Below are 26,298 nucleotides of genomic sequence, written 5' to 3' on the forward strand. Positions count from 1 at the left end.
CCCCGGCGGCGCTCGCCCCGTACCAGGGCCTGAACGAGGATAGCATGGCGCACCCCGACACTGCCTTACAGGCAGTGTCGCAGTTCAAGACTTCCGCAGCAGCGACCGAACCCTTTCAAGATCCGCGGGCGTGTCGACACCGGGGGCCGCCGCGTGGGCCGCCACGTGCACCGCTATGCGCTCACCGTGCCAGAGGGTGCGCAGCTGCTCCAGGGATTCGGTCAACTCCAGCGGCGCCGGTTCCAACGCTGGAAACCGGCGCAGGAAGCCGGCCCGGTATCCGTAGACGCCGATGTGCCGCAGCGGGGCCGGGGACGGCAGGCTGGTGGGCCGGCCACTCGACATACCGTCGCGCCACCAGGCAATGGGCGCACGGCTGAAATACAGCGCCACCTGCCGGCGGTCGAGCACCACCTTGACCACGTTCGGATTGAGGAAATCTTCCACCCGTTCGATCGCGTGGGCGGCCGTGCTCATCACACAGTCGGGCCGCAGGGCCAGTTGCATGGCAACCGCTCCGATGAGTTCCGGATCCACCAGCGGCTCGTCCCCTTGAACGTTGACCACAAGTTCTTCGTCATTCAGGCCCAGTTGCTCACAGGCCTCGGCCAGACGGTCGCTGCCGGAAGGATGGTCGGAGCGGGTGAGCAGCGCCGACACGTCATGGGCCTCACATGCGCTGAGGATGCGCGGATTGTCGGCGGCCACCACCACTTGGCGAGCGCCGCTGAGCTGTGCCTGCCGGGCCACACGAACGACCATGGGCAGGCCCGCGATCTCGGCCAGCGGCTTGTCCGGGAGCCTGCTGGAGGCCATGCGCGCTGGAATCAGCACGCTGAACGCCGAAGTTTGGGCCGGCGGGGTCATGCCGCAGGGGCCGGCGGCCGGGCGGCTTCTTCGTCGCTCAGAGTGCGTGCTTCATGCTCCAGCAGGATGGGAATGCCGTCGCGCACCGGATAGGCCAGGCGGGCACTGCGGGAGATCAGTTCCCGGGCCTCGCGGTCGTGGATCAGCGGGCCTTTGGTGACCGGGCAGACCAGCAGTTCAAGCAGTTTGGTGTCCATCCGGCGATGATAGTCCCGTGCTTGGCCGCAGGCCCTCGAGCCGGCGATCCAGCGCCTCCAGAAAGTCAGAGTCAAGCTGCAACTCCAGCGGCACGGTCCACAGCGAGGGTCGTGCGCCAGCCGGCAAGCCCTGCGCCTGGGCAAAGAGCTTCACAGCGTCCTTTTCGGTACAGACGACGGTGGCCGACGGGGACGCAAGCACAGCGTGGTAGGCGTCGGGCGACGCGTGATCCGGCAGGGCCACACACCGGGAAAGAGTCAGCCCCTGGTCGCGCAGCATCTCGAAGAAAACTTCCGGCCGGGCAATGCCCGCGACCGCCACCAGCTCCTGGCACGCCAGCTCAGACAAGGGGCGTTCATCGCCATTGGCATTGCGCGCGCTGCCGGCGAGGCGCCGGGTGGCGACAAACGACACTGCACCCGCTGGCAGGGCAGGCGCCATGGCGGCGGGGCGGGTGGCCCGCCGCTGCAGGAGTACGAACTGCGGTGAAAAAGGGTCGCCAGGTTGGGGGGGCCAAGGCTCCCGGAGCAGACCGGCCGGCAGAAGCCACCCATTGCCGGTACGCCGGTCGTCGAAGACCGCAATGGCGATGTCCCGTCCCAGCGCCAGGTGCTGCAATCCGTCGTCACAGATCAGCAGATTCACCTCGGGGTGCGCCGCCAGCATGGCCCGGGCGGCCTCCACGCGGCGTTTTCCGACCACGACCGGTACGCCGGTGCGCCGGTGAATCAGGGTCGGCTCATCACCGGCTTCGGACGCTGTGGTGTGCTTGGTGAGCTCCAGCAGTTCGTCGCCGAGCCTTCCGTGCCCACGGGACACCACACCCGGTGACCAGCCCTTTGAACGCAGATGGGCGATCAGCGCCATCACGGTAGGCGTCTTTCCAGCGCCACCGACCACCACATTGCCAACGACGATCACCGGCACGGGCAGGTGCTCCACCGGCCAACGACCCTGCGCATACCGATGACGGCGCCAGACCACCAGCGCCCGGTAGACCTGGGACAAAGGCCAGAGCAGGCAGGCCTGCCAGCCGCGCCGTGCCCAGATCGCTTGCCACCGGGCCTCGGCGTCCGGGCGTGTCATGTGGCTGCGAGCGTCAGGACTTGCCGCGCGACGGGGCCGAGCCGGACTGCTGGGTGGCGAAGGTGATCTGCACCAGGCCGGCGCGCCGGGCCGCATCCATCACGTTGATCACCGACTGGTGGGTGGCCGCGGCATCTGCACTGATGATGATCACCATGTCGCGGGTGTCCTGCGTTGCTTCTTCGAGCGCACGGGTCAGCGACTCGACGGACGAGCCGTCCAGCAGCGCCTGGTTGATCGCATAGCGGCCATCGCTGCTGACCGAGACGATGACTTCCTTGGGGGTGGTGCGCTGGGCCTGCGCATCGGCGACAGGCAGGCTGACCTGCAGCTGGGTGTACCTGCTGTAGGTGGTGGTGAGCATCAGGAAGATCAGCACAACCAGCAGGATGTCGATGAACGGGATCAGGTTGATTTCCGGTTCGTCGCGGGTTCCAGGACGGAAGTTCATGCGGTGGCTCCTGGCAGCGGCTTTACTTGCGCAGGGTCACCAGATGGCGGGCGAACCGCTCCGAGGCGACCTCCATTGCCAGCAGGTAGTCGTCGACACGGGCGCGGAAATAGCGCCAGAAGATCAGCGCTGGAATGGCCACCATCAGACCGAACGCGGTGTTGTACAGGGCGATCGAGATGCCATGCGCCAGCTGGGTGGGATTGCCACCGCCCGGCATGGTGCCCATGCCCCCGTCACCGCCCTGCGAGCCGAAGATCTCGATCATGCCGATCACCGTGCCCAGCAGACCCAGCAGAGGGGCCGCGGATGCGATCGTGGCCAGCGCCCCTAGATAGCGCTGGAGCTTAGACCCGGCCATGCGTCCGGCCCCTTCGAGTGAGGACCTCAGGTCTTCCTCGGTCGCTCTGGGGTTGTTGTTCAAGGTGCGAAAGCCACTGGCGAGCACCTCGCCAAACACCGAGTTCTGCTCCAGCTGGGTGACCACGTCCGGGTTGGGCACGCCGTTGCGGGACACCATGATGGCTTCATCAAGCAGTTGCGGGGGCAGTACCTTGGCCGCCTTGAGGCTGACAAACCGCTCGATCACGAGGGCAAGAGCGATCACTGAACAGAAGATGAGAGGCCAGATCGGCCAGCCAGCGGCTTGTATGATGGAAAACAAATCAGGGCTCCGGTGCAATCTTTTGATTATGTCTCAGCCCCTGCGACCACCCGCCGCGGCCTCCACGCCAGCGTCAAACCCTCTGCCCGCCACTTGGCCATTGGGGCCCATGCACAGATTCTGTGGATAACTTTGTGCAGAACCGTGCCCCGATGGCGGCGCATCCCGCCAAACGTCTGCGTTTCAACAGTTCGATGACAAAACAGGCAGTCCAAAGTGCTTTGAAATCAAGCCACTTCCCGCCAGTCCCTGGTTTCACAGGGGCGGATGGCCCGGAATCCAGCATCGGCGCGTGTTGTGGACAGGTTCGCTCCGGAGACGCCTGTGTCTGAGCCGTTTTTCACTCAGGAGGACGGGGCCGCGCGGCGCGTGTGGGGGGTTGGGCCGCTGATGCAAGCGATTGCGGACGCTTTGTCCGTTCGTTTCAATCCGGTGGCGGTGCGCGGCGAGGTCTCGGGCTTTTCCAGGGCCGCCAGTGGGCACTGCTACTTCTCGCTGAAAGACGAGTCGGGACAACTGCGTTGCGCCATGTTCCGCCGTGCAGCGGACCAGCTGCAGTTCGTTCCGCGCGACGGGCTGCTGGTGCAGGCGCAGGGGCGTCTGGACGTCTATGGCCCGCGCGGTGACCTGCAGCTGATCGTCGATGGGCTCAAACCGGCGGGGCAGGGGGCGCTGTTCGAGCAGTTCGTGCGGCTCAAGGCGCGCCTGGAGGCGGAGGGACTTTTTGATCCCCAGCGCAAGCGCCAGTTGCCGCCGGAGCCTCGCAGCATCGCGGTGGTGACCTCGCTCGGGGCGGCTGCGCTGCGCGACGTGGTCACCGCGTTGCGGCGCCGGGTGCCCCATATTCCGGTGCGGGTGCATCCGGCGTCTGTGCAGGGCGCCCAGGCGCCACAGGAAATCTGCCGGGCCTTGGAGCAGGCCTATCAGCGGTTCAGGGACCTGGACGAGGGCCAGGTCCTGTTGCTGGTTCGAGGCGGAGGGTCTCTTGAGGATCTCTGGGCGTTCAACGACGAATCGGTGGTGCGCACGGTCGTTCGCGCCCCCATGCCGGTGATCTGTGGCGTCGGGCACGAGACCGATTTCACCCTGTCCGACTTTGCGGCCGACCTGCGCGCCCCCACGCCCACGGCTGCTGCCGAGCTGTGTGCGCCGCCCCGTCAACAGCGGCTCGACGAACTCGACCAGTTAGAAACCGACCTCCGGGGAGTGGTCTGGCGAGGGCTGGACCTGCGGTCGCAACGGCTGGACCGGCTGGCCCAGCGGCTGGGGCGGCCCTCCAGCCGCCTGCACGACAGCAGCCAGCGGTTGTCGACGCTGCAGCACCGGCTCACATCCGCGGTGCGGCTGCGCCAGCAGCGCCATGCGATGCAGCTTGAGCGGCTGTCCGCCACCTTGCCTCAGGCGGTCGGGCGCGCGCTGTCGTCGCAGGCGCAGCGGCTGGAGCGCTGCGGCGCTGCGCTGGGGTTGCTCGATCCGACGCTGGTGCTCGAACGGGGCTACACCTTGCTCACCGACCGGGAAGGACGTGCAATCACCCGGGCTGAGCAGATCCAGCCGGGACAGCTGGTCACGGCGAGGTTGGCCGACGGCTCGGTCGGGCTGACTGCCGACCGTTGAAGAGCCCGGGTTTCTTGGCCCTGAGGGCAGCAGCGGTTCATGGTGTTGCCTACAATGCGCCGGACTTTTCCCCACTCAACACAGACGAGGACCCCACATGGAACACACCCTGCCCGCATTGCCGTTCGCCATCGACGCCCTGGCACCGCACTACTCCAAGGAGACCCTGGAGTTCCACCACGGCAAGCACCACAACGCCTATGTGGTCAACCTCAACAACCTGCAGAAGGGCACCGAGTTCGAAAACATGGACCTGGAGTCCATCGTCAAGAAGTCCTCCGGTGGCATCTACAACAACGCTGCCCAGATCTGGAACCACACATTCTTCTGGAACTGCATGAAGCCCAACGGCGGCGGCGAGCCCTCCGGCGCTCTGGCCGCGGCCATCAACGCCAAGTGGGGCAGCTACGCCGCTTTCAAGGAAGCTTTCGTCAAGTCCGCCGTGGGCAACTTCGGTTCCGGCTGGACCTGGCTGGTCAAGAAGGCCGACGGCTCGGTGGACATCGTCAACATGGGTGCCGCCGGTACCCCGCTGACCACCGGCGACAAGGCGCTGCTGACCGTGGACGTGTGGGAGCACGCGTACTACATCGACTACCGCAACCTGCGCCCGAAGTTTGTCGAGACATTCCTGGACAAGCTGGTGAACTGGTCGTTTGCAGAAAGCAACTTCGCCTGAAGGCGACGGGCCGATCTGGCTGCACAAAGCCCGAAGGCATGACGCCTTCGGGCTTTTTTCTTGGCTCTGGATCCGTTCTGTCACGGCAGCGGCAAAAAAAAATGGATTTTTTGAGGTTCAATTTTGTTATGTGAGATAACACTTCGAATTTTGAAGCCGAGGTCAGAGGACTGAAAGCAAAATCCCAGACCATCGACCGCTTGCCCCGAGTTCGTCGGGAGCGGCGGATTTCCAACAACGACATCAGGAGCCATGCCATGAGCCAACCGTCCTCGACCATCGTTTACACCCTCACCGACGAAGCGCCCCTGCTGGCGACGGCGTCGTTCCTGCCGATCATCCGCACCTTTGCCGCGCCCGCCGGCGTCAATGTGACCACCAGCGACATCTCCGTCGCGGCCCGCATCCTGGCGCAGTTTCCGGAATGCCTGAGCGAAGAGCAGCGCGTGCCGGATTACCTCGCAGAGCTGGGCAAGCTGACGCTGCGCCCCGAGGCCAACATCATCAAGCTGCCCAACATCAGTGCCTCGGTGTCGCAACTGGTGGCGGCCATCAAGGAACTGCAGGCCAAGGGCTACAAGATTCCCGACTATCCCGAGAACCCGAAGAACGACGAAGAAAAGGCCATCAAGGCGCGTTATGCCAAGTGCACCGGTTCCGCTGTGAACCCCGTGCTGCGCGAGGGCAACTCCGATCGCCGCGCCCCCCGTGCCGTCAAGGAGTTCGCGCGCAAGAACCCGCACAGCATGGCCGAGTGGAGCCAGGCCTCGCGTTCGCACGTCTCGCACATGCACGCCGGCGACTTCTATCACGGTGAAAAGTCGATCACGCTGGACAAGGCGCGCGACGTGAAGATGGAGCTGATCACCAAGAGCGGCAAGACCATCGTGCTCAAGCCCAAGGTTTCGCTGCTGGACCGCGAGGTCATCGACAGCATGTTCATGAGCAAGAAGGCCCTGCTGGCCTTTTACGAGAAGGAAATCGAAGACGCCCGCAAGACCGGCGTGATGTTCTCGCTGCACGTCAAGGCCACGATGATGAAGGTCTCGCACCCCATCGTGTTCGGCCACTGCGTGAAGATCTTCTACAAGGAAGCCTTCGAGAAGCACGGCGAGCTGTTCAAGGAGCTGGGCGTCAACGTCAACAACGGCATGGTCGATCTGTACAACAAGATCGCCTCGCTGCCGCAGTCCAAGCAGGACGAGATCAAGCGCGACCTGCACGCCTGCCACGAACACCGCCCCGAGCTGGCCATGGTGGACTCTGCCAAGGGCATCACCAACTTCCACTCGCCCAATGACGTGATCGTGGACGCCTCGATGCCGGCGATGATCCGCAACGGCGGCAAGATGTGGGATGCCAATGGCCGTTTGAAGGACGTCAAGGCCGTGATGCCCGAGTCCACCTTCGCCCGCATCTACCAGGAGATGATCAACTTCTGCAAGTGGCACGGCGCGTTCGATCCCAAGACCATGGGCACGGTGCCCAACGTCGGCCTGATGGCGCAGCAGGCCGAAGAATACGGCTCGCACGACAAGACCTTCGAGATTACCGAAGACGGCATTGCCAACATCACCGACCTTGAAACCGGCGAAGTACTGCTGAGCCAGAACGTGGAGGCCGGCGACATCTGGCGCATGTGCCAGGTCAAGGACGCCGCCATCCGCGACTGGGTCAAGCTGGCCGTCAACCGTGCCCGCAACTCCGGCATGCCGGTGGTGTTCTGGCTGGATGCCTACCGCCCGCACGAGGCGCAACTGATCCGCAAGGTCAAGATGTACCTGCACGAGCACGACACCAACGGCCTGGACATCCAGATCATGAGCCAGGTGCGCGCGATGCGCTACACGCTGGAGCGCGTGATCCGCGGCCTGGACACCATCAGCGCCACCGGCAACATCCTGCGCGACTACCTCACCGACCTGTTCCCCATCATGGAACTGGGCACTTCGGCCAAGATGCTGTCCATCGTGCCGCTGATGGCCGGCGGTGGCATGTACGAAACGGGTGCTGGCGGCTCCGCACCCAAGCATGTGCAGCAGCTGGTCGAGGAGAACCACCTGCGCTGGGACTCGCTGGGCGAGTTCCTGGCCTTGGCCGTGTCGCTGGAGGACCTGGGACTGAAAACCGGCAACAGCAAGGCCAAGCTCCTGGCCAAGACCCTCGACAGCGCCACGGGCAAGCTGCTGGACAACAACAAGAACCCTTCGCCCAAGACGGGACAGCTCGACAACCGGGGTAGCCAGTTCTACCTGGCGCTGTACTGGGCGCAGGAGCTCGCGGCGCAGACCGAAGACGCCGAACTGGCTGCCAAGTTCGCACCGCTGGCCCGACAGTTGGCGGACAACGAGCAGGCCATCGTGGCCGAGCTGACCGAGGTACAGGGCAAGCAGGTGGACATCGGCGGCTACTACAAGCCTGATTTCGACAAGCTCTCGACGGTGATGCGTCCGAGCAAGACGCTCAATGCTGCGCTGGAGTCGGTGGCCTGATCCTGGTTCAAAGGTCACCCATCACAAGAGAACCCGCCGCCTGGCGGGTTTTTTCATTGCGTTGCGGCTTAGCGACGTCCTTCGAAGGGCTGCCCGCCAAGGCGAGCCCCCGCCTGAAGGCCGCGTTTGGCAAACCAGCCCTGGTGCATTTCCAGCACGTACCGCACAGGCTTGGCAGAGCAGTGGGAGTCCAATGACTTCGGCTTCATGTCCGCCAGGTTGACGATGGTGCCGTCGTCGGCCACAAAGGCGGCGGTGAGCGGCAGCAAGGTGTTCTTCATCCAGAAGCACTGCCCCGCCGGCTCCTCGAACACAAACAGCATGCCTTCGTTGGCTGGCATCTCCGAGCGGAACATGAGCCCGGTCGCACGCTGTTCGGGAGTGGAGGCCACCTGGGCCTGAATCAGGTGCATGCCCGCTTTCAACGTGACCTTGGGCAGATCAAGTTGCGGCGCGTTCTGCGACCAGGAGGAAGATGCAAACAGGCCCAGAAGGCCGATGAGGACGGTCCGGCGGATCATGGAAGGGTTCTCGTGTCGTGCAAGCGCGCATTGTGCGTGATCGGGCTTGTGGCTCGGAATAGAATTTCCGGCTGGCCGGGCCGACAACGGCTCCAGAGCGTCTGCATTCACCCTTTCACCGGAGATCGTTTTCCATGTACCAGCACATCAAAGTGCCGTCCCAGGGCCAGAAGATCACTGTCAATCAGGACATGTCGCTGAACGTGCCGGACGAGCCCATCGTTCCGTATATCGAAGGCGATGGCACCGGCCTGGACATCACGCCCGTGATGCTCAAGGTGGTCGATGCGGCGGTGGAGAAAGCCTACGGTGGCAAGCGCAAGATCCACTGGATGGAGGTGTTTGCCGGGGAGAAATCAACCCGGGTGTATGGCCCGGACGTGTGGCTGCCTGAAGAGACGCTTGCCGCACTCAGGGAGTACGTGGTCTCGATCAAGGGGCCTCTGACCACTCCCGTGGGCGGCGGTATCCGCTCGCTCAACGTCGCACTGCGCCAGGAACTGGATCTGTACGTCTGCCTGCGGCCGGTGCAGTACTTCAAAGGCGTGCCGTCACCGCTGAAGGAACCCGAGAAGACCAACATGGTGATCTTCCGAGAGAACTCCGAGGACATCTATGCCGGCATTGAGTATGCTGCCCAGAGCGACAAGGCCAGGAAGCTGATCAAGTTCCTCCAGGACGAGATGGGCGTGACCAAGATCCGTTTTCCGGAGACCTCCGGCATCGGCATCAAACCGGTGTCGATTGAGGGCACGGAGCGGCTGGTCCGCAAGGCGATCCAGTACGCCATCGACAACGACAAGCCCAGCGTGACCCTGGTCCACAAGGGCAACATCATGAAGTTCACGGAGGGCGGTTTTCGCGACTGGGGTTACGCCCTGGCCCAGAAGGAGTTCGGCGCCCAGCCGATCGACGGCGGTCCATGGTGCCAGTTCAAGAACCCCAAGACCGGCCGCAACATCGTGGTCAAGGACTCGATCGCCGACGCCTTCCTGCAGCAGATCCTGCTGCGGCCGGCGGAGTATTCGGTCATTGCCACGCTCAACCTCAACGGCGACTACATCTCCGATGCCCTGGCGGCGCAGGTGGGCGGCATCGGCATCGCGCCGGGAGCCAACCTGTCCGACTCGGTGGCCTGCTTCGAGGCCACCCACGGCACCGCGCCCAAGTACGCCGGCAAGGACTATGTGAACCCGGGGTCCGAGATCCTGTCGGCGGAAATGATGCTGCGCCACATGGGGTGGACCGAGGCGGCCGACCTGATCATTTCGGCCATGGAGCAGGCCATCCTGTCCAAGAAGGTGACCTACGACTTCGCCCGGCTGATGGACGGGGCGACCCAGGTGTCCTGCTCGGGTTTCGGGCAGGTCATGATCGACCACATGTGAGCGTGCCCCCGCCGCGGGGGAAAGGGCACAAAAGCCGCCAGGAATTGCCGTTCCTTGGCGGTTTTTTCTTGGCGGCTGGTCCGACAATGGGGACATGGAGAGCTTCAGCACCAGCGGCAGCAACCACCAGGCGGGCGCAGCGCGCCGGCCGAGGGTTGTTCGGGCATGTCCACAGCCGGTACCCGAACCCGGCTGGCCGCTAGAATCATTTTCATGGCCACCCAGATACCCAAGAAACCCCCTGTTCCCGCGGCTCCGACGGGTGTCGGCGACGACTCGGTGGTGCTTGAGAGGCGCACCCAGCGCACCAAGCCTCCACAGATGTTTCAGGTTGTTTTGCTCAACGACGACTTCACGCCGATGGAGTTCGTCGTGCATGTGATCCAGGAGTTTTTCAGCAAGGACCGCGAGACGGCGACCCAGATCATGCTCAAGATCCATCTTGAAGGCAAAGGAATCTGCGGCATCTATACCCGGGATGTGGCCAGCACCAAGGTCGACCAGGTGCTGGCAGCCTCCCGTGCCGCCGGTCACCCACTGCAATGCCTGAGTGAACCGGTTGAATAAAGGCGGGTCTACCCCAACTGATGGTCTCTTCCCTGTAAACCACTACCCGAACGCTTGCGTTTCAGATTCTCACCAGCCCAAAGGAAGCGTCCATGATTGCCCAGGAACTTGAAGTCAGCTTGCATATGGCCTTCGTCGAGGCCCGCCAGCAGCGACACGAATTCATCACGGTCGAGCACTTGCTCCTGGCGCTGCTGGACAACCCCAGCGCAGCGGAGGTCCTGCGTGCCTGCTCGGCCAACATCGACGATCTGCGCAAGTCCTTGACCAACTTCATCAAGGACAACACTCCCCAGGTCGCCGGCACTGACGAGGTGGACACGCAACCCACACTGGGTTTCCAGCGCGTGATCCAGCGCGCCATCATGCATGTGCAGTCCACCGGTAACGGCAAGAAAGAGGTGACCGGCGCCAACGTGCTGGTGGCCATCTTCGGCGAGAAGGACTCCCATGCGGTGTACTACCTGCATCAGCAGGGCGTGACCCGCCTCGACGTGGTCAACTTCATTGCCCATGGCATCCGCAAGAGCGATCCTCCGGAGTCGTCCAAGCCAGGCGAAAGCGCTGCGGACAACGAGGAGCAGGGCGCCGAGGCCAAGGGCAATGAAAAGCAGTCTCCGCTGGAGCAGTTCACCCAGAACCTCAACCAGGCCGCCAAGGATGGAAAGATCGATCCGCTGATCGGCCGCGAGTACGAGGTCGAGCGCACGATCCAGATCCTCTGCCGCCGCCGGAAGAACAATCCGCTGCTGGTGGGCGAAGCCGGTGTGGGCAAGACGGCAATTGCCGAGGGACTGGCCTGGCGCATCACCCAGAACGATGTGCCCGAGATCCTCGCCGAAGCCACCGTGTATTCCCTCGACATGGGCGCCTTGCTGGCCGGCACCAAGTACCGGGGAGATTTCGAGCAGCGCCTCAAGGCGGTGCTCAAGTCCCTCAAGGACAAGCCCAACGCCATCCTGTTCATCGACGAGATCCACACGCTCATCGGGGCGGGTGCGGCTTCGGGTGGCACGCTGGACGCATCGAACCTGCTCAAGCCGGCGCTCTCCAGCGGCCAGCTCAAGTGCATCGGTGCGACCACCTTCACCGAATACCGCGGCATCTTCGAAAAAGACGCCGCGCTGTCCCGCCGTTTCCAGAAGGTGGACGTGGTCGAGCCGACGGTGGAGCAGACGGTGGACATCCTCAAGGGGCTCAAGAGCCGCTTCGAGGAACACCACAGCGTCAAGTACGCCGTGGCGGCGCTGCAGGCTGCTGCCGAGTTGTCGGCCAAGTACATCAACGACCGCCATCTGCCGGACAAGGCCATCGACGTGATCGACGAGGCCGGTGCGGCACAGCGCATCCTCACGCCGTCCAAGCGCAAGAAGACCATCGGCAAGGCAGAAATCGAGGAAATCGTGGCCAAGATCGCGCGCATTCCGCCTGCGAACGTGTCCAACGACGACCGCGGCAAGCTGCAGACGCTGGAGCGCGACCTCAAGAGCGTGGTGTTCGGGCAGGACAAGGCGCTCGAGGTGCTGGCCGCCAGCGTCAAGATGGCGCGCTCCGGTCTGGGCAAGGCCGACAAGCCGATCGGTGCCTTCCTGTTCAGCGGCCCCACCGGCGTCGGCAAGACCGAAGCCGCCAAGCAGCTGGCCTACATCATGGGCATCGACCTGATCCGTTTTGACATGTCGGAGTACATGGAGCGACACGCGGTCAGCCGTCTGATCGGCGCGCCTCCCGGCTATGTCGGTTTCGACCAGGGCGGCCTGCTGACCGAGGCCATCACCAAGAAGCCGCATTGCGTGCTGCTGCTCGACGAGATCGAGAAGGCGCACCCGGACATCTTCAACGTGCTGCTTCAGGTCATGGACCACGGCACGTTGACGGACAACAACGGGCGCAAGGCCGACTTCCGCAACGTCATCATCATCATGACGACCAACGCGGGCGCCGAGACCATGAACAAGGCGACCATCGGCTTCACCAACCCGCGTGTGGCCGGGGACGAAATGGGTGACATCAAGCGCCTGTTCACCCCGGAGTTCCGCAACCGGCTGGACGCCATCGTCAGCTTCAAGGCGCTGGACGAGCAGATCATCATGCGCGTCGTGGACAAGTTCCTGCTGCAGCTTGAAGGTCAGCTCGCCGAGAAGAAAGTGGAGGTCACCTTCACCGACACGCTGCGCAAGCACCTGGCGAAGAAGGGTTTCGACCCGCTGATGGGTGCGCGTCCGATGCAGCGCCTTATCCAGGACACCATTCGCCGCGCGCTGGCCGACGAGTTGCTGTTCGGACGTCTGACCGAGGGTGGGCGCCTGACGGTGGACCTGGAGTCCAAGGTCGGCGAAGACGGCAAAGAGACGCAGGAGGTCAAGCTCGACATCCAGCCGCTGCCCAAGAAGGAAGGCAAGGCCAAGCCGGAAGAGGCCACCGCCGGCTGACCCGTCTGCATTCGACGCCAGCAAAAAAGAAACCCGGCATCGCCGGGTTTCTTTTTTTTGGGGGGGTGATCGCAGCCGTCAGTCCTTCACCGGGTGCGCCAGGCGAGCACAGCGTCGGCCCAGCGGTTGCCCAGTTTGGATTCACCACCAGGGCCGGGATGGACCCCGTCGTAGTTGTCGCCCGTCGAGTACCCGCTGGCCTGGTTGACCACGGCGATCGGCGATGTGGAGGTGGACCTGCCGGACGCCAGGCCGTCGATCAGGCGGTTGAGGGCAGCGGTTCCCGCCGGGTCGGGGGCGGCCGGGATGATCTTGGCCAGCAGGATGTGCGTGTCCGGTTTGCCAGCACGGATGCCATCGATGAGTGCGCCCAGTTCCTGGGCAATGCCGTTGGCCGACTGTCCACCGAGCACGTCGTTGGTGCCCAGGTGAACGAGGACTACATCGGGCTCAGCCTGGGCCACCAGCCCGCCGACCCGCGGGGTGAGTTCGTTGACCGAATAGTCCCAGTAGCCCTCATGATCCAGATCGAAGTCGGCGTTGGGCGGCTGGACCGATCCGCTGTCGCGCGAGCCTCTGGAGACACCCGACTTGCTGCCCACCAGGTTCACCGAGCAGCCCGCTCCGTTCAGGCGTTGCCACAGCACCCGCCGGTAGCTGTTGTGTCCCGCCTCGCCCTCGGTGATCGAGTCGCCCAGCGGCATGATGCGCAGCGGTCCGCCATTGAGCCCACAGCTGGCGACCTTTTCGGCCGAACTGCCACCACCCGCCGCCTCGTCGTCACCGCCACCCCCACCGCAGGCGCTGAGCAGGGCGCTCAGACTCACCAGGCAAGCGTGGGCAAAGAAGCGGTGTGTCATGTGATGCCCTGTTTGTTCTTCTGCGCGGTTCAGCGCTTGCCGCCGAGCAGGCTGCCCAGCACGCCGCGCACGATCTGACGCCCAATGCCGCTGGCGACACTGCGCGCCGCGGTCTTGGCCATGGTCTGGACGATGCCGTCGTACTGGCCGCCCCGGGGTCCGGTCCGTCCGAACAGGGCTTCGTTGAGCATGCCGCCGATGCCACCGCCCTCTGCCTCGGCCTTTTTGCCGGCCCCGCCCGGAATGCGCGGCGTCTTGGGCGCGTCCGCCGCTGGAGCATCCGCATCGTCCGCTGCACCCGCATGTTTGCGGAACATTTCGTAGGCGCTCTCACGGTCGACCACCTTTTCGTACACGCCGGCCACCAGTGAGCCCTGCAGCAATGCCTTGCGTTGCTCAGGGGTGATGGGTCCGAGCTGGCTGCCCGGCGGCAGCACGAACACGCGCTCGGTCTCGCTCGGTCGCCCCTTGGCGTCCAGGAGACTCACCAGCGCCTCGCCCACAGCCAGTTCGGTGATAGCGGCTTCGATGTGAAGTCCGGCCTTGGGGCGCATCGTTTCGGCGGTCGCCTTGACGGCCTTTTGGTCACGCGGGGTGAAGGCGCGCAGCGCGTGTTGCACGCGGTTGCCCAACTGGCCGAGCACCGAGTCGGGAATGTCCAGCGGATTCTGGGTCACGAAGTACACGCCCACGCCCTTGGAGCGCACCAGGCGCACCACCAGCTCGATGCGCTCGACCAGGATCTTGGGCGCCTCGTCGAACAGCAGGTGGGCCTCGTCGAAGAAGAACACCAGCTTGGGCTTCTCGGGGTCCCCGATCTCGGGCAGGCTCTCGAACAGCTCGGAGAGCATCCAGAGCAGGAAGGTGGCGTACAGGCGCGGCGCGTTCAGCAGCTTGTCCGCGGTCAGCACGTTGATGACGCCCTTGCCGCCCACGGTCTGCATGAAGTCGCTGATGTCGAGCATGGGCTCGCCGAAGAACCTGTCGCCTCCTTGTTGCTCAATCTGCAGCAGACCACGCTGGATGGCGCCAATGCTGGCGGCACTGATGTTGCCGTACTCGGTGGTGAACTGCTTGGCGTTGTCGCCCACATGCTGCAGCATGGCGCGCAGGTCTTTCATGTCCAGCAGCAGCAGGCCGTTGTCGTCGGCGATCTTGAACACCAGGTTGAGCACGCCTGCCTGCGTCTCGTTGAGGTCCAGCATGCGCGAGAGCAGCAGCGGGCCCATGTCCGACACGGTGGCGCGCACCGGGTGGCCCTGCTCGCCGAACACGTCCCACAGCGTGGTGGGGCAGGCCTGGGGCGGGGTGGGGGTCAGGCCGCGGTCGGCCAGAATCTTGCGCACCTTGTCGGGCAGGTTGCCGGTCTGACTGATGCCGGTGAGGTCGCCCTTGACGTCGGCCATGAACACCGGCACACCGATGTTGGAGAACTGTTCGGCCAGGGTCTGCAGCGTCACCGTCTTGCCGGTGCCGGTTGCGCCGGTGATCAGACCGTGGCGGTTGGCCAGACCGGGCAGCAGATGGCACTGGGCGTTGGCGTTCTGGGCGATCAGCAGCGGTTCGGCCATGGCAGCATCCTCAGGAAGATGGGAGAAGAGGGGGTCGTAAAATCGAGGGTTATTACACCAAATTCTGGTCAGAAAAAAGGACTCTCTCGTGGCTGGACACAGCAAATGGGCCAACATTCAACACCGCAAGGGCCGGCAGGATGAGAAGCGGGGAAAGATCTGGACGCGCGTGATCCGCGAGATCACGGTCGCGGCCCGCACCGGCGGCGGCGACCCGGCCATGAACCCACGCCTGCGGCTGGCGATCGACAAGGCCAAGGCGGCCAACATGCCCGCCGACCGCATCAAGTACAACGTGGACAAGGCTTCGGGCAATCTCGAAGGCCAGGCGCTGGAAGAGATCCGCTATGAGGGTTACGGCATCGGGGGCGCGGCCATCATCGTCGACACCATGACGGATAACAAGGTGCGCACAGTGGCCGAAGTGCGCCACGCGTTCAGCAAGCACGGCGGCAACCTGGGCACCGAAGGTTCGGTGGCCTTCCAGTTCAAGCACTGCGGCCAGATCATCTTCGCGCCCGGCACGAACGAGGACAAGGTGATGGAAGTGGCGCTGGAAGCCGGCGCCGAAGACGTGATCACCGGCGACGATGGTGCCATCGAGGTGCTGACGGCCTACACCGATTTCGAGGCCGTGAAGAACGCGCTGGAAGCGGCTGGCCTGAAGCCAGAGGTGGCCGAGGTGACCATGCGCCCCGAGAACACCATCGAACTGACTGGTGAGGACGCGGCCCGCATGCAAAAGCTGCTGGACATCATCGAAGACCTGGACGACGTGCAGGAAGTCTTCCACAACGCCGAGATCAACGAATGAAAGTCCTGGTGATCGGCGGCGGTGGCCGCGAGCACGCGCTGGCGTGGAAGCTCAAGCAGTCCGAGGGCGTGGAACAGGTGTTCGTGGCGCCCGGCAATGCCGGTACGGCTCGTGATGTGCAACTGACCAACCTGGCCATCACCGACAAGGTGGCGCTGCGCGAATGGACGCAGGCCCACGGCATCGGGCTGACCGTGGTCGGTCCGGAGGCGCCGCTGGCCGCTGGTGTGGTGGACGAGTTCCGTGCCCACGGCTTGGCCATCTTCGGCCCGACGCAGAAGGCCGCGCAGCTGGAGAGCTCCAAGGCCTTCAGCAAGGCCTTCATGCAGCGCCACGGCATCCCCACGGCCGAGTACCAGACCTTCACCGACGCGGTGCAGGCCCACGCCTACGTGGACGCAAAAGGTGCGCCCATCGTGATCAAGGCCGATGGCCTGGCCGCAGGCAAGGGGGTGGTGGTGGCGATGTCGCTGGCCGAGGCGCACGAGGCCATCGACTTCATGCTGCTGGACAACAAGCTGGGCGTGGCGCACAACGAAGGCGGTGCCCGCGTGGTGATCGAGGAGTTCCTGGAGGGCGAAGAGGCCAGCTTCATCGTGCTGTGCGACGGTGTGAACGCGCTGGCGCTGGCCACCAGCCAGGACCACAAGCGCCTGCTGGACGCCGACCAGGGGCCGAACACCGGGGGCATGGGCGCGTACTCGCCCGCGCCGGTGGTCACGCCCGCGGTGCACCAGCGCGCCATGGACGAGGTCATCCTGCCGACGCTGCGCGGCATGGCCGCCGACGGCATCCCCTACACCGGCTTCCTGTACGCCGGCCTGATGATCACGCCCGACGGGCGCGTGAAGACGCTGGAGTTCAACTGCCGCATGGGCGATCCGGAAACGCAGCCGATCATGATGCGGCTGCGCTCCAACCTGGCGCAGGTGCTGCTCTCGGCCACCCGCGGCGAGCTGGATCAGGTGACGCTGGACTGGGACTCGCGCGTGGCACTCGGCGTGGTGTTGGCCGCCGCCGGCTACCCCATGAATCCGCGCAAGGGCGACGCCATCCGTGGTCTGCCGGCCGACGAGGCCGACCGCATGGTCTTCCATGCGGGCACGGCCGATGAGAACGGTGAGGTGGTGGTGTCGGGCGGTCGCGTGCTGTGCGTGACGGCGCTGGCCGACACCGTGGCCGCGGCGCAGCAGAAGGCCTATGGCGTGGTCGACGGCATCCGCTTCGAAGGCATGCAGTGCCGCCGCGACATCGGTTACCGGGCACTCTGAGATGAAAAAACCGACCGCACGCGTTCGCGAGTACCTCACCGGTCTGCAGGATCGCATCACGTCGACCATTGCGATGGTCGATGGCGGCAGCTTTGTGGTCGATCACTGGAAAAAGCCGCCCGGCGAGCGTTTGCAGGGGCAGGGCATTACCCAGATCCTCGAGCAGGGCGAGGTCTTCGAGCGCGCCGGTTGTGGTTTTTCTCATGTCAAAGGGCCAGCCCTGCCGCCGTCGGCCACCCAGCACCGCCCCGAGCTGTCGGGCGCGCCTTTCGAGGCCATGGGAGTGTCGTTGGTGTTCCACCCGCGCAACCCCTTTGTGCCCACGGTGCACATGAACGTGCGCATGATCGCTGCCACGCCTGCGGGCCAAGAGCCGGTGTGCTGGTTCGGCGGCGGCATGGACCTGACGCCTTACTACGGCTTCGAGGAGGACGCTGGGCACTTCCACCGCACCTGCAAGGGCGCGCTCGACCCGTTCGGCGTCGACAAATACCCCCGTTTCAAGAAGTGGTGTGACGAATACTTCTACCTGAAGCACCGTGACGAGCAGCGCGGCATCGGCGGCGTGTTCTTCGACGACTTCTCGGAGCTGGGTTTTGAGGGCAGCTTTGCCATGATGCGGTCCGTGGGCGATGCCTTTTTGGACGCCTACCTTCCCATCGTCGACCGACGGAAGTCGCTTCCACATGGCGAGCGCGAGCGCGGGTTCCAGTTGTATCGCCGAGGCCGCTATGTGGAGTTCAACCTGGTGTGGGACCGTGGGACCCACTTCGGCTTGCAGTCGGGCGGGCGCAGCGAGTCCATCCTGCTTTCGATGCCCCCCATGGTGAGCTGGTCCTACCAGCGCCAGGAAGAGCCAGGGTCTCACGAGGCACGCCTCTACAGCGAATTCCTGGTGCGCAAGGACTGGGTCTGATGCTCAATGCACGGCCGGATGACCGGCCGCCGCCCGTGCGAAGGGTCGGCATGTTTGGGGGGGCTTTCGATCCCCCGCACCGCGCGCACCGTGGGCTGGTCGAGTCGGCTCTGGAGCTGCTGCGGCTGGACCGTTTGCACATCCTGCCGACCGGCCGGGCCTGGCACAAGGCCCGCACCTTGAGCCCGGCGGAACACCGGCTGGCCATGTGCGAGCTGGCCTTCGGCGATCTGGAGCCCGTGCGCGTGGACCGGCGCGAGATCGACCGGCCGGGCGACTCCTACACTGTCGACACCCTCGAGGAACTGGCACGTGAATATGCGGGTTCCGAACGGTTCCTCCTCATCGGCCAGGACCAGTTGGCGGCCTTCAAGACCTGGCATCGCTGGTCCGAGGTGCTCGATCTTGCTCAACTGGTGGTGGCTGGGCGCCCCGATGTCCCGGCTGTCACGGCCCCTTGGTCCGGTGCCACCGACGCGCCGGCGCCTGTGCCTCACCTGCGCTTATCCGTGCCTCTGTCGCCCATCAGCTCCACCGAGATCCGGTCGCTGGTGGCCTCGGGTGCAGACTCCCGGGCGCTGGCAGCGCTGGTGCCCGAAGCCGTCGCCGGCTATATTTCCAACCATTCCCTTTACCAGCAGCCTTCATGACCAGCGAAACCACCGCCAAAAAAGACATCCAGAAACTCCAGCGCGCCATCGTCGACGGTCTGGAGGACGTCAAAGGCCAGGACATCGTGGTCTTCAACACTGAAACGCTGTCGCCGCTGTTTGAACGCGTCATCATCGCCAGCGGCACCTCCAACCGGCAGACCAAGGCGCTGGCCTCCAGCGTCCGGGATGCGGTGAGGGACGCCGGCTTCGACAAGCCCCGCATCGAAGGCGAGGACAACGGCGAGTGGATCATCATCGACTGCGGTCAGGCGGTTGCCCATGTGATGCAGCCAGTGATCCGCCAGTACTACCGCCTTGAAGAGATCTGGGGCGCCAAGCCAGTGCGTCTCAAGAGCGCGGCCGAGAAGGCCGCCGAGGCGCGCGCGGCGGCCAAGCCGACCAGCAAGACCACCCGCAAGGGCGTCGAGAAAGAGGTCAAGCCGGTGGACGCCAAGTCTGTGGCCCGCAAGCAGGCCAAGGCCGCCGCCGCAGCGGTGGCACCGGTGAAAGCACCCGCCAAGAAGGCCGCGGCCAAGGCGCCACGCAAGACCGCCGGCGCGGCCAAGGCAGCCCAACCCAAGGCGGTGCTGCCCAAGCTGGTGGTGAACAAGCCCAAGCCCGCCGCCAAGAAAACTGTTGCCGCGAAGAAGGCCGCACCGAAGAAGAAGGCATGAAGCTGGTGATCGTCGCGGTCGGGCAGCGCATGCCCGACTGGGCCCAGACCGCCTACGACGACTACGCCAAGCGTTTTCCGCCCGAGCTGCGGGTAGAGATCAAGACCGTGAAGACCGAGCCGCGCGGCGCCAAGACCGTGGAGACGGTCATGGTTGCCGAGCGCGAGCGCATTGTGGCTGCGCTTCCCAAGGGCTGCCGTATTGTGGTGCTCGACGAACGCGGTGCGCAGCTGACCACCAAGGCGCTGGCCCAGCAGCTCAAGGCCTGGCAGCTGGGGGGCGACGACGTGGCGCTGGTGATCGGTGGGCCGGACGGCCTTGAGCCCGCTTTTCGCGAAGCGGCCCACCAGCGAATCCGCCTCTCGGACATGACGCTGCCCCACGCCATGGTCCGTGTGCTGCTGATCGAGCAGCTCTACCGGGCCTGGTCGATCAACGCCAACCATCCCTATCACCGGGAATGATCCGCTGTGAGTGACTTCATCTACCTGGCCTCGCAGAGCCCCCGCCGCAAGCAACTGCTCGAACAGTGGGGCGTGCGCTGCGAGCTGCTGCTGCCCGACGCAGACGAGGACGTCGAGGCGCTGGAGCTGGTGAAGCCCGGCGAGTCGCCAGCCGCCTATGTGCAACGGGTCACAGCACTGAAACTGCAGGCATCCGAAGAGCGGCTTCGCCGCAGAGGGTGGCCGCTGGCGCCGGTGCTTTGCGCAGACACCACGGTGGCGCTCGGGCGTCGCATTCTGGGCAAACCGGTCGATGCCGCCGATGCCCGGCGCATGCTGTCCGATCTGGCCGGACGCCGTCACCGTGTGCTGACAGCGGTGGCGGTGGCACGTCCCGCAGCCCGTGGAGCGTGGCGCCGTTGGGCGGCGCTGTCCATTTCGCAAGTCGAATTCGACCCGTGGAGCGGCGCGGACATCCGGCGCTACGTCGACAGCGGCGAACCCATGGGCAAGGCCGGTGCCTACGCGATCCAGGGCGCGGCGGCCCTGCGCATCCGTCACATCAGCGGCAGCTACTCGGGCATCATGGGCTTGCCAGCCCATGAAACGGCGCAACTGCTTCGGTCAGCCGGTGTGCGGCTGGCCTGCTGACCCGCCAACTCAACACGAGGTATCGATGAGCCAGGACATCCTGATCAACTGGGCACCCCAGGAAACCCGCGTAGCGGTGGTGGAGCAGGGCGCGGTGCAGGAGGTGCATCTGGAGCGCACTCTGGAGCGCGGCCTGGTGGGCAACATCTACCTGGGCAAGGTCTCGCGCGTGTTGCCCGGCATGCAGTCGGCGTTCATCGACATCGGTCTGGACCGTGCGGCGTTCCTGCACGTCGCCGATCTGATGCCCAACATCACGGCCAAGCACGCAGCACCGCGTGAGCGGGCCGCCGCAGCGCCCGGCTCGGAGGTCTCCAACGGAGGCAGCAACCGCGTGCTGGCCGCCGACCCGGTGCAACCCATTGAGCGGCAGATTTTTGAGGGGCAGGCGCTGATGGTCCAGGTCCTGAAGGACCCGATCGGGACCAAGGGCGCCCGTCTGACGGCGCAGATCAGCATCGCGGGCCGATTGCTGGTGTTCCTGCCGCAGGACAACCACATCGGGGTGTCGCAGAAGATTCCGTCCGCGCAGCGCGAGTCGCTGCGGCAGCGCCTGCTGACGCTGACGGCGATGCCCGACGGCAGCGCGGCCGGCGGATTCATCCTGCGCACCAATGCCGAGGACGCCAGCGATGAAGAGCTGGGTGAAGACATCGCCTACCTGCGCAAGACCTGGCAGCGCATCAAGGATGCGGCCTCGCGCCAGCCTCCGGCCACGGTGCTGCACGTCGACCTCAACCTGATGCAGCGGGTGTTGCGGGACCTGGTGGGTGCGCAGACTCACTCGATCCGCATCGACTCCCGGGAGCAGTTCGGGCTGCTGCAGTCCTTTGCCGCGGAGTTCATGCCCGACACCGCCAGCAAGCTGCAGCTCTACACCGGCGAGCGGCCAATCTTCGACCTGTTCAACATCGACGAGGAGATCGCGCGCGCTCTCAGTCGCAGGGTCGACCTCAAGTCCGGCGGTTATCTGGTGATCGACCAGACCGAGGCGCTGACCACGGTCGACGTCAACACCGGTGGCTTTGTGGGGGCCCGCAACTTCGACGACACCGTCTTCCGCACCAACCTGGAGGCCGCGCAGGCCATCGCGCGCCAGCTGCGGCTGCGCAACCTGGGCGGCATCGTCATCGTGGACTTCATCGACATGGTGCGCGAGGACCACCGCGACGCGGTGCTGACCGAGTTCCGCAAGCAACTGGCGCGCGACCGGGTCAAGACCATGACCGGCGGCTTTTCACAGCTCGGTCTGGTGGAGATGACCCGCAAGCGCACCCGCGAGTCCCTGGCCCACATGCTCAGCGAGCCCTGCCCGTCCTGCGACGGCAAGGGCGTGGTGAAAACCGCGCGCAGCGTGTGCTACGACATCCTGCGCGAGATCCTGCGCGAGGCGCGCGCCTTCAGCCCGCGTGAGTTCCGGGTGGTGGCCTCGCCCCGGGTGATCGAGCTGTTCCTGGATGAGGAGAGCCAGCATCTGGCCGGCCTCTCGGACTTCATCGGCAAGCCCATCTCGCTGCAGGCCGAGGGTTCGATGACCCAGGAGCAGTACGACATCGTCCTGCTCTGAGGCTCTGGTTCACGCTGCCTCAGGCTCCGGTGAGAAGCCCTGGGCGTGCAGCCGCGCATAGAGGCCGCCCGCACGCAGCAACACCTGGTGGGTGCCCTGTTCCGCGATGCGGCCGTTGGCCAGCACCACCACGCGGTCGGCGTGTTCGATGGTCGACAGACGGTGGGCGATGACCAGCGTCGTGCGGCCTTTCATGAGCCGCGCAAGCGCCTCCTGTACCAGCCGCTCGGACTCGTTGTCCAGCGCCGACGTGGCCTCGTCGAGGATCAGGACCGGCGCGTCCTTGTAGATCGCCCTGGCAATCGCCAGCCGCTGGCGCTGCCCGCCCGACAGTTCGGCCGCGTTGTGTCCGACGTTGCTGTGAATGCCCCGAGGCAGCCTGGCAACGAGTTCGCCCAGGTTGGCCGAGTGGAGAGCCGCCAGTACCTTCTCCTCGTCGATGGCTCCGTCCGCGGCACCCAGCGCCACGTTGGCAGCAAGGGTGTCGTTGAGCATGATCACGTCCTGGCTGACCATGGCGAACTGGCGGCGCAGGCAGTGCAGGTCCCAGTCGGGCAGCGCCACCCCGTCGAGCAGCACGTCGCCATGCAGGACCTCGACGAAACGCGGCAGCAGGTTGGCGAGTGTGGTCTTGCCGGAGCCGGACGGGCCCACCAGCGCCAACACCTCCCCAGGCTGGACCTGCAGCGACACGCCGCACAGCGCCGTGCGGTTGACCTCGTCGTCGCTCGTGCTCTCGTCGTCCCGCGATGGGTAGCGCACCCAGACCTCTTTCAGCTCGATCGCACCCTGGACGCGGTCGGTCCGGTGGGTACCGCTGGACTGTTCCGGCGTGTGCTCAATCAGCTCCAGCCCGCGTTCCAGTGCCGCCAGCCCCCTGGTGATGGGACCGGCGATCTCGGCCAGGTGGCGAATGGGGGCCACCAGCATGAGCATGGCCGTCACGAACGCCACGAAATTGCCGACCGTGACACCGCTGCGGCTGCTTTGCCACAGGGCCACGGCAATCACTGCCGACAGCGCCACCGCTGCCAGCATCTGCGTCAGAGGCGTCATCGCAGCCTGCGCGATGGTCGATTTCAGCGCCAGACGCCGCAGGCGAACGCTGAGCGATTCGAAGCGCTCAGACTGGCGCTCCTGTGCGCCGTGCAGCCGCACCATGCGGTGGGCGAGGGCGTTTTCCTCGACCACATAGGCCAGCTCGTCGGTGGCCTGCTGGCTGGACTTGGTCAGGCTGTAGAGCCGCCGCGAAAGCACCCGCATGACGACCACCAGCGCCGGAAAGAGGAAGAGCACGATCAGGGTGAGCTTCCAGTTCAGATACATCAGGTAGCCCAGCAACGCCAGCAGCGTGAGGCTGTCCTTGGCCAGCGTCAGCAGCGCGTTGACCAGCAAGGTCGATCCCGTCTGGACCTCGTAGACCAGCGTGTTGGAGAGCTTGCTGGCACTCTGGCGGGCGAACAGGGTCAGCTGCGCGTCGTTGAGCTTGGCAAACATGGCGCGGCGCAGGTTCAGCAGGCCGAGGCTGGCGGTGTAGGACAGCGCGTATTGCGCGAGGAACCCGGCCAGTCCGCGGATGCCGAACAAACCCACCAGCGCCACCGGGACCATCCAGAGGTCGATGGTCCCCTTGGAAAAGCCGCTGTCCAGCAGGGTCTTGAGCAGTGCGGGAATCATCGGCTCCGTCAGCGCGCCGACGATGGTGCAGATCACCGCCAGTACGATGCCCGCCGACGCCGAGCGGAAGTACGGCCAGAACCTCACCAGGCGCTCGCGGATGGTGGCGGTGGGCAGTGCGGCAGAGGTGGAAGGCGAGGTCAAGACAGCAGTCGGTGGTTCGTGAGGCTCGGTGAGGGGCTTCAGGGCCCGCGCACAGCAAGGATATGGCACATCTTGTCACGGTCGGTGGATGCGCATCCGGTATTATCCGACGGCAGCGTTTTCTCTCGCTGACACCAACACCCGACGCATGCTGGATTTGAATCGACCCGAATGGCTGCCCACGCGGCGGCATCTGTTGTCCCAAGCCGCCGTCCTTCCGCTGGCGGCTCTCCCCCTACAAAATGCGCTGGCGCAATTTCGCGTCGAGGTGTCCGGCGCCGGCGTGACCCAGATTCCGATTTCCGGCGTCGCCTTCCGCGACAACGGGCTGGCCAACCAGGACATGATCGCGATCGTCCGGGCCGACCTGGAGCGCAGTGGGCAGTTCCGTTTTGTGGAGCCGCTTCCCGTCCGCCTGGACGAAACCTCTCGGCCCGAACTCGCCGCCTGGCGCGAGAAGGGCACTGACGCACTGCTGACCGGCAGCGTATCCAAGCTGGCCGATGGCCGCTTCGATATCCGCTTCCGGCTCTGGGATTCGGTGCGCGGGCAGGACCTCGGAGGGCTCAGCTACCCGGTCAATGCAGGTGACCTGCGCTACGCAGCACACCGCATCGCCGACTACGTCTACGAGAAGCTCACCGGCGAGAAAGGCGTGTTTGCCACCCGCATCGCTTATGTGACCAAGAGCGGTCCACGCTACACCCTGCTGGTGGCCGACTCCGATGGCGAGAATGCGAAGGCCACGCTCAGCAGCCCTGAGCCCATCATTTCCCCGAGTTGGGCGCCCGGCGGTGGGCAACTGGCTTATGTGTCGTTCGAATCACGCAAGCCTGTCATCTATTCGCACGATGTCGCCACCGGCAAACGCCGCCTGCTCGCCAACTTCCGTGGCTCCAACAGCGCGCCCTCCTGGTCGCCGGATGGTCGGCAGGTGGTGGCCACGCTGTCCATCTCGGGCAATGCTCAGGTGTACGTCATGGATGCCAACGGTGGCCAGCCGCGCCGGCTGACCCAGTCGGGAAGCATCGACACCGAGCCGGTGTTCAGCGCCGACGGCCGCTCGATCTTCTTCGTGAGCGACCGTGGTGGCTCGCCGCAGATCTACCGCATGGGGGCGGGCGGCGAGAACCCTCAGCGCCTGACCTTCAACGGCAACTACAACATCTCTCCGGCCCCCAGTCCCGACGGGCGCTGGCTGGCGTTCATCTCCCGCGTGGGGGGGGCGTTCCGCCTCCATGTGATGGAGCTGTCCAGCGGCAACGTCACGGCACTCAGCGATGCAAGCGCCGACGAAAGCCCCAGTTTCGCGCCCAACAGCCGGCTGATCGTGTACGCCACCCGTGATCGCGGTCAGGAGGCCCTGATGACCTCGACCGTGGATGGCCGGGTCAAGACCCGGCTGACCGGTGCCCAAGGCGACATCCGGGAACCGGAGTGGGGCCCGTTCGTCCGCTGACCGCCCGCGCCCAGAGCCTTGTTTTTTTCAAAACCAACCAACCCGACTCAGAAAGGGATCTCCATGAACAACTCTTCGACCCCTGCGCCGCTGCGCACGACCTCCCACTGGCCCTTCCGGCTGGGCGCCCTGATCCTGGTGGCGTCGCTCGCCGCCTGCGGCTCCAGTGTGAAGCTCGACGAGGCACCGGTCGAAGACCGCAACACCACCACCGGCCAAGCGGGCCAGAATGGCTCAGGCTCCGGTGTTGATCCGCGTGGTGTCACTGGTGTGCAAGTCCCCGGCATGGACTCAGAGCAGCCCGCGGCCCTCTCCCGCATCATCTATTTCGATTACGACAGTTTCGAAGTCCGTGCCGAATTCACCTCGGCGCTGGAGGCCAATGCCCGTTACCTGAAGGCCAATCCGTCCCGCAAGGTCGCGCTGGAGGGTCACACCGATGAGCGCGGTGGCCGCGAGTACAACCTGGCGCTGGGCCAGAAGCGCGCCGAAGCCGTCCGCCGTTCGCTCGCGCTGCTGGGTGTGAATGAGTCCCAGATGGAGCCTGTGAGCTTTGGCGAGGAAAAGCCCGCCGCGCTCGGCATGGACGAATCGTCCTACGCCAAGAATCGCCGCGTGGAACTGACCTACCGCTGA

The 26,298-nt window shown here is 65.1% G+C and carries 25 protein-coding genes; 16 read left to right on the forward strand and 9 right to left on the reverse strand.

Annotated elements, in window-relative coordinates:
* Positions 1-84: 84 nt before the first annotated feature.
* The 5 genes from kdsB to RCO38_RS08875 are packed head-to-tail and all read right to left on the reverse strand — an operon-like array spanning position 85 to position 3,266.
* Positions 85-867 carry a 3-deoxy-manno-octulosonate cytidylyltransferase gene (kdsB, locus tag RCO38_RS08855; protein WP_308327928.1) on the reverse strand — a complete coding sequence of 261 codons (783 nt, stop codon included), beginning with the start codon at positions 865-867 and terminating at the stop codon, positions 85-87.
* Entirely contained in the window at positions 864-1,064 is a 201-nt protein-coding gene (locus RCO38_RS08860; protein WP_308327929.1) for a Trm112 family protein, read from the reverse strand. Before RCO38_RS08860 ends, kdsB begins: the two co-directional genes overlap by 4 nt.
* Positions 1,045-2,151, reverse strand: a complete 1,107-nt coding sequence (lpxK, locus tag RCO38_RS08865) for a tetraacyldisaccharide 4'-kinase (RefSeq protein ID WP_308327930.1) — start codon at positions 2,149-2,151, stop codon at positions 1,045-1,047. Before lpxK ends, RCO38_RS08860 begins: the two co-directional genes overlap by 20 nt.
* 13 nt (positions 2,152-2,164) lie before the next feature.
* On the reverse strand, positions 2,165-2,602 hold the full coding sequence (locus RCO38_RS08870) for an ExbD/TolR family protein (protein WP_308327931.1): 438 nt from the start codon (positions 2,600-2,602) through the stop codon (positions 2,165-2,167).
* Between the two features lie 22 nt (positions 2,603-2,624).
* Entirely contained in the window at positions 2,625-3,266 is a 642-nt protein-coding gene (locus RCO38_RS08875; protein WP_308327932.1) for a MotA/TolQ/ExbB proton channel family protein, read from the reverse strand.
* A 390-nt stretch (positions 3,267-3,656) separates the two neighbouring features.
* Here RCO38_RS08875 and xseA point away from each other — a divergent pair, with 390 nt between their 5' ends.
* The 3 genes from xseA (at position 3,657) to RCO38_RS08890 (ending at position 8,054) form a co-directional block, all read left to right on the forward strand.
* A complete protein-coding gene (gene xseA, locus RCO38_RS08880) occupies positions 3,657-4,883 on the forward strand; it encodes an exodeoxyribonuclease VII large subunit (RefSeq protein ID WP_308327933.1) in 1,227 nt (408 codons plus the stop codon).
* A 97-nt stretch (positions 4,884-4,980) separates the two neighbouring features.
* The gene (locus RCO38_RS08885; protein ID WP_308327934.1) at positions 4,981-5,562 is read left to right on the forward strand and encodes a superoxide dismutase; all 582 of its coding nucleotides are present in this window, start codon (positions 4,981-4,983) and stop codon (positions 5,560-5,562) included.
* A 257-nt stretch (positions 5,563-5,819) separates the two neighbouring features.
* A complete protein-coding gene (locus tag RCO38_RS08890; RefSeq protein ID WP_308327935.1) occupies positions 5,820-8,054 on the forward strand; it encodes an NADP-dependent isocitrate dehydrogenase in 2,235 nt (744 codons plus the stop codon).
* A gap of 68 nt (positions 8,055-8,122) precedes the next feature.
* Here the strand turns inward: RCO38_RS08890 and RCO38_RS08895 are convergent, their stop codons facing one another.
* On the reverse strand, positions 8,123-8,575 hold the full coding sequence (locus RCO38_RS08895; RefSeq protein WP_308327936.1) for a DUF192 domain-containing protein: 453 nt from the start codon (positions 8,573-8,575) through the stop codon (positions 8,123-8,125).
* A 134-nt stretch (positions 8,576-8,709) separates the two neighbouring features.
* Here RCO38_RS08895 and icd point away from each other — a divergent pair, with 134 nt between their 5' ends.
* The 3 genes from icd to clpA all read left to right on the forward strand — a co-directional run bounded on the left by icd (position 8,710) and on the right by clpA (position 12,962).
* Positions 8,710-9,963: an NADP-dependent isocitrate dehydrogenase gene (gene icd / locus RCO38_RS08900; protein ID WP_308327937.1), complete on the forward strand. Its 1,254-nt coding sequence runs from the start codon at positions 8,710-8,712 to the stop codon at positions 9,961-9,963.
* Positions 9,964-10,176: 213 nt separating this feature from the next.
* Positions 10,177-10,530 (forward strand): ATP-dependent Clp protease adapter ClpS, encoded by a 354-nt coding sequence (gene clpS, locus RCO38_RS08905; protein WP_308327938.1) that lies wholly within the window; start codon positions 10,177-10,179, stop codon positions 10,528-10,530.
* 92 nt (positions 10,531-10,622) lie between these two features.
* The gene (gene clpA, locus RCO38_RS08910; RefSeq protein ID WP_308327939.1) at positions 10,623-12,962 is read left to right on the forward strand and encodes an ATP-dependent Clp protease ATP-binding subunit ClpA; all 2,340 of its coding nucleotides are present in this window, start codon (positions 10,623-10,625) and stop codon (positions 12,960-12,962) included.
* 86 nt (positions 12,963-13,048) lie between these two features.
* Here the strand turns inward: clpA and RCO38_RS08915 are convergent, their stop codons facing one another.
* Together RCO38_RS08915 and RCO38_RS08920 are read right to left on the reverse strand one after the other, a co-directional pair.
* Entirely contained in the window at positions 13,049-13,822 is a 774-nt protein-coding gene (locus RCO38_RS08915) for an SGNH/GDSL hydrolase family protein (protein WP_308327940.1), read from the reverse strand.
* Between the two features lie 29 nt (positions 13,823-13,851).
* Complete coding sequence (locus RCO38_RS08920; RefSeq protein WP_308327941.1) at positions 13,852-15,393, reverse strand: helicase HerA-like C-terminal domain-containing protein; 1,542 nt, start codon at positions 15,391-15,393, stop codon at positions 13,852-13,854.
* Positions 15,394-15,481: 88 nt separating this feature from the next.
* Between RCO38_RS08920 and RCO38_RS08925 the strand changes: the two genes are divergently transcribed.
* The 8 genes from RCO38_RS08925 to rng are packed head-to-tail and all read left to right on the forward strand — an operon-like array spanning position 15,482 to position 22,382.
* Positions 15,482-16,207, forward strand: coding sequence for a YebC/PmpR family DNA-binding transcriptional regulator (locus RCO38_RS08925; protein ID WP_308327942.1), 726 nt, complete (start codon positions 15,482-15,484; stop codon positions 16,205-16,207).
* Positions 16,204-17,478 (forward strand): phosphoribosylamine--glycine ligase, encoded by a 1,275-nt coding sequence (purD, locus tag RCO38_RS08930; RefSeq protein ID WP_308327943.1) that lies wholly within the window; start codon positions 16,204-16,206, stop codon positions 17,476-17,478. The genes RCO38_RS08925 and purD overlap by 4 nt, the downstream gene beginning before the upstream one ends.
* 1 nt (position 17,479) lies before the next feature.
* Entirely contained in the window at positions 17,480-18,394 is a 915-nt protein-coding gene (gene hemF / locus RCO38_RS08935; protein ID WP_308327944.1) for an oxygen-dependent coproporphyrinogen oxidase, read from the forward strand.
* Positions 18,394-19,044 carry a nicotinate (nicotinamide) nucleotide adenylyltransferase gene (nadD, locus tag RCO38_RS08940; RefSeq protein ID WP_308327945.1) on the forward strand — a complete coding sequence of 217 codons (651 nt, stop codon included), beginning with the start codon at positions 18,394-18,396 and terminating at the stop codon, positions 19,042-19,044. Before hemF ends, nadD begins: the two co-directional genes overlap by 1 nt.
* Entirely contained in the window at positions 19,041-19,721 is a 681-nt protein-coding gene (gene rsfS, locus RCO38_RS08945; protein ID WP_308327946.1) for a ribosome silencing factor, read from the forward strand. The genes nadD and rsfS overlap by 4 nt, the downstream gene beginning before the upstream one ends.
* Complete coding sequence (gene rlmH / locus RCO38_RS08950) at positions 19,718-20,185, forward strand: 23S rRNA (pseudouridine(1915)-N(3))-methyltransferase RlmH (RefSeq protein WP_308327947.1); 468 nt, start codon at positions 19,718-19,720, stop codon at positions 20,183-20,185. Before rsfS ends, rlmH begins: the two co-directional genes overlap by 4 nt.
* Before the next feature lie 6 nt (positions 20,186-20,191).
* Positions 20,192-20,815 carry a Maf family protein gene (locus RCO38_RS08955; protein WP_308327948.1) on the forward strand — a complete coding sequence of 208 codons (624 nt, stop codon included), beginning with the start codon at positions 20,192-20,194 and terminating at the stop codon, positions 20,813-20,815.
* 25 nt (positions 20,816-20,840) lie between these two features.
* A complete protein-coding gene (gene rng, locus RCO38_RS08960) occupies positions 20,841-22,382 on the forward strand; it encodes a ribonuclease G (protein WP_308327949.1) in 1,542 nt (513 codons plus the stop codon).
* Positions 22,383-22,391: 9 nt separating this feature from the next.
* Here rng and msbA read toward each other — a convergent pair whose 3' ends face one another.
* Entirely contained in the window at positions 22,392-24,203 is a 1,812-nt protein-coding gene (gene msbA, locus RCO38_RS08965; RefSeq protein WP_374694526.1) for a lipid A export permease/ATP-binding protein MsbA, read from the reverse strand.
* A gap of 148 nt (positions 24,204-24,351) precedes the next feature.
* Between msbA and tolB the strand changes: the two genes are divergently transcribed.
* A complete protein-coding gene (tolB, locus tag RCO38_RS08970) occupies positions 24,352-25,662 on the forward strand; it encodes a Tol-Pal system beta propeller repeat protein TolB (RefSeq protein WP_308328078.1) in 1,311 nt (436 codons plus the stop codon).
* 63 nt (positions 25,663-25,725) lie between these two features.
* On the forward strand, positions 25,726-26,298 hold the full coding sequence (gene pal / locus RCO38_RS08975) for a peptidoglycan-associated lipoprotein Pal (RefSeq protein ID WP_308327950.1): 573 nt from the start codon (positions 25,726-25,728) through the stop codon (positions 26,296-26,298).

It is taken from the genome of Hydrogenophaga pseudoflava, assembly GCF_031020795.1.
Taxonomy (GTDB): domain Bacteria; phylum Pseudomonadota; class Gammaproteobacteria; order Burkholderiales; family Burkholderiaceae_C; genus Hydrogenophaga; species Hydrogenophaga pseudoflava_A.

Excerpts from the sequence above, each read along its gene's own strand:
- kdsB (WP_308327928.1), bottom strand. The coding sequence starts at position 867 with ATGACCCCGCCGGCCCAAACTTCGGCGTTCAGCGTGCTGATTCCAGCG.
- RCO38_RS08860 (WP_308327929.1), bottom strand. The coding sequence starts at position 1,064 with ATGGACACCAAACTGCTTGAACTGCTGGTCTGCCCGGTCACCAAAGGC.
- lpxK (WP_308327930.1), bottom strand. The coding sequence starts at position 2,151 with ATGACACGCCCGGACGCCGAGGCCCGGTGGCAAGCGATCTGGGCACGG.
- RCO38_RS08870 (WP_308327931.1), bottom strand. The coding sequence starts at position 2,602 with ATGAACTTCCGTCCTGGAACCCGCGACGAACCGGAAATCAACCTGATC.
- xseA (WP_308327933.1), top strand. The coding sequence starts at position 3,657 with ATGCAAGCGATTGCGGACGCTTTGTCCGTTCGTTTCAATCCGGTGGCG.
- RCO38_RS08885 (WP_308327934.1), top strand. The coding sequence starts at position 4,981 with ATGGAACACACCCTGCCCGCATTGCCGTTCGCCATCGACGCCCTGGCA.
- RCO38_RS08890 (WP_308327935.1), top strand. The coding sequence starts at position 5,820 with ATGAGCCAACCGTCCTCGACCATCGTTTACACCCTCACCGACGAAGCG.
- RCO38_RS08895 (WP_308327936.1), bottom strand. The coding sequence starts at position 8,575 with ATGATCCGCCGGACCGTCCTCATCGGCCTTCTGGGCCTGTTTGCATCT.
- icd (WP_308327937.1), top strand. The coding sequence starts at position 8,710 with ATGTACCAGCACATCAAAGTGCCGTCCCAGGGCCAGAAGATCACTGTC.
- clpS (WP_308327938.1), top strand. The coding sequence starts at position 10,177 with ATGGCCACCCAGATACCCAAGAAACCCCCTGTTCCCGCGGCTCCGACG.
- clpA (WP_308327939.1), top strand. The coding sequence starts at position 10,623 with ATGATTGCCCAGGAACTTGAAGTCAGCTTGCATATGGCCTTCGTCGAG.
- RCO38_RS08915 (WP_308327940.1), bottom strand. The coding sequence starts at position 13,822 with ATGACACACCGCTTCTTTGCCCACGCTTGCCTGGTGAGTCTGAGCGCC.
- RCO38_RS08920 (WP_308327941.1), bottom strand. The coding sequence starts at position 15,393 with ATGGCCGAACCGCTGCTGATCGCCCAGAACGCCAACGCCCAGTGCCAT.
- purD (WP_308327943.1), top strand. The coding sequence starts at position 16,204 with ATGAAAGTCCTGGTGATCGGCGGCGGTGGCCGCGAGCACGCGCTGGCG.
- hemF (WP_308327944.1), top strand. The coding sequence starts at position 17,480 with ATGAAAAAACCGACCGCACGCGTTCGCGAGTACCTCACCGGTCTGCAG.
- nadD (WP_308327945.1), top strand. The coding sequence starts at position 18,394 with ATGCTCAATGCACGGCCGGATGACCGGCCGCCGCCCGTGCGAAGGGTC.
- rsfS (WP_308327946.1), top strand. The coding sequence starts at position 19,041 with ATGACCAGCGAAACCACCGCCAAAAAAGACATCCAGAAACTCCAGCGC.
- rlmH (WP_308327947.1), top strand. The coding sequence starts at position 19,718 with ATGAAGCTGGTGATCGTCGCGGTCGGGCAGCGCATGCCCGACTGGGCC.
- rng (WP_308327949.1), top strand. The coding sequence starts at position 20,841 with ATGAGCCAGGACATCCTGATCAACTGGGCACCCCAGGAAACCCGCGTA.
- tolB (WP_308328078.1), top strand. The coding sequence starts at position 24,352 with ATGCTGGATTTGAATCGACCCGAATGGCTGCCCACGCGGCGGCATCTG.
- pal (WP_308327950.1), top strand. The coding sequence starts at position 25,726 with ATGAACAACTCTTCGACCCCTGCGCCGCTGCGCACGACCTCCCACTGG.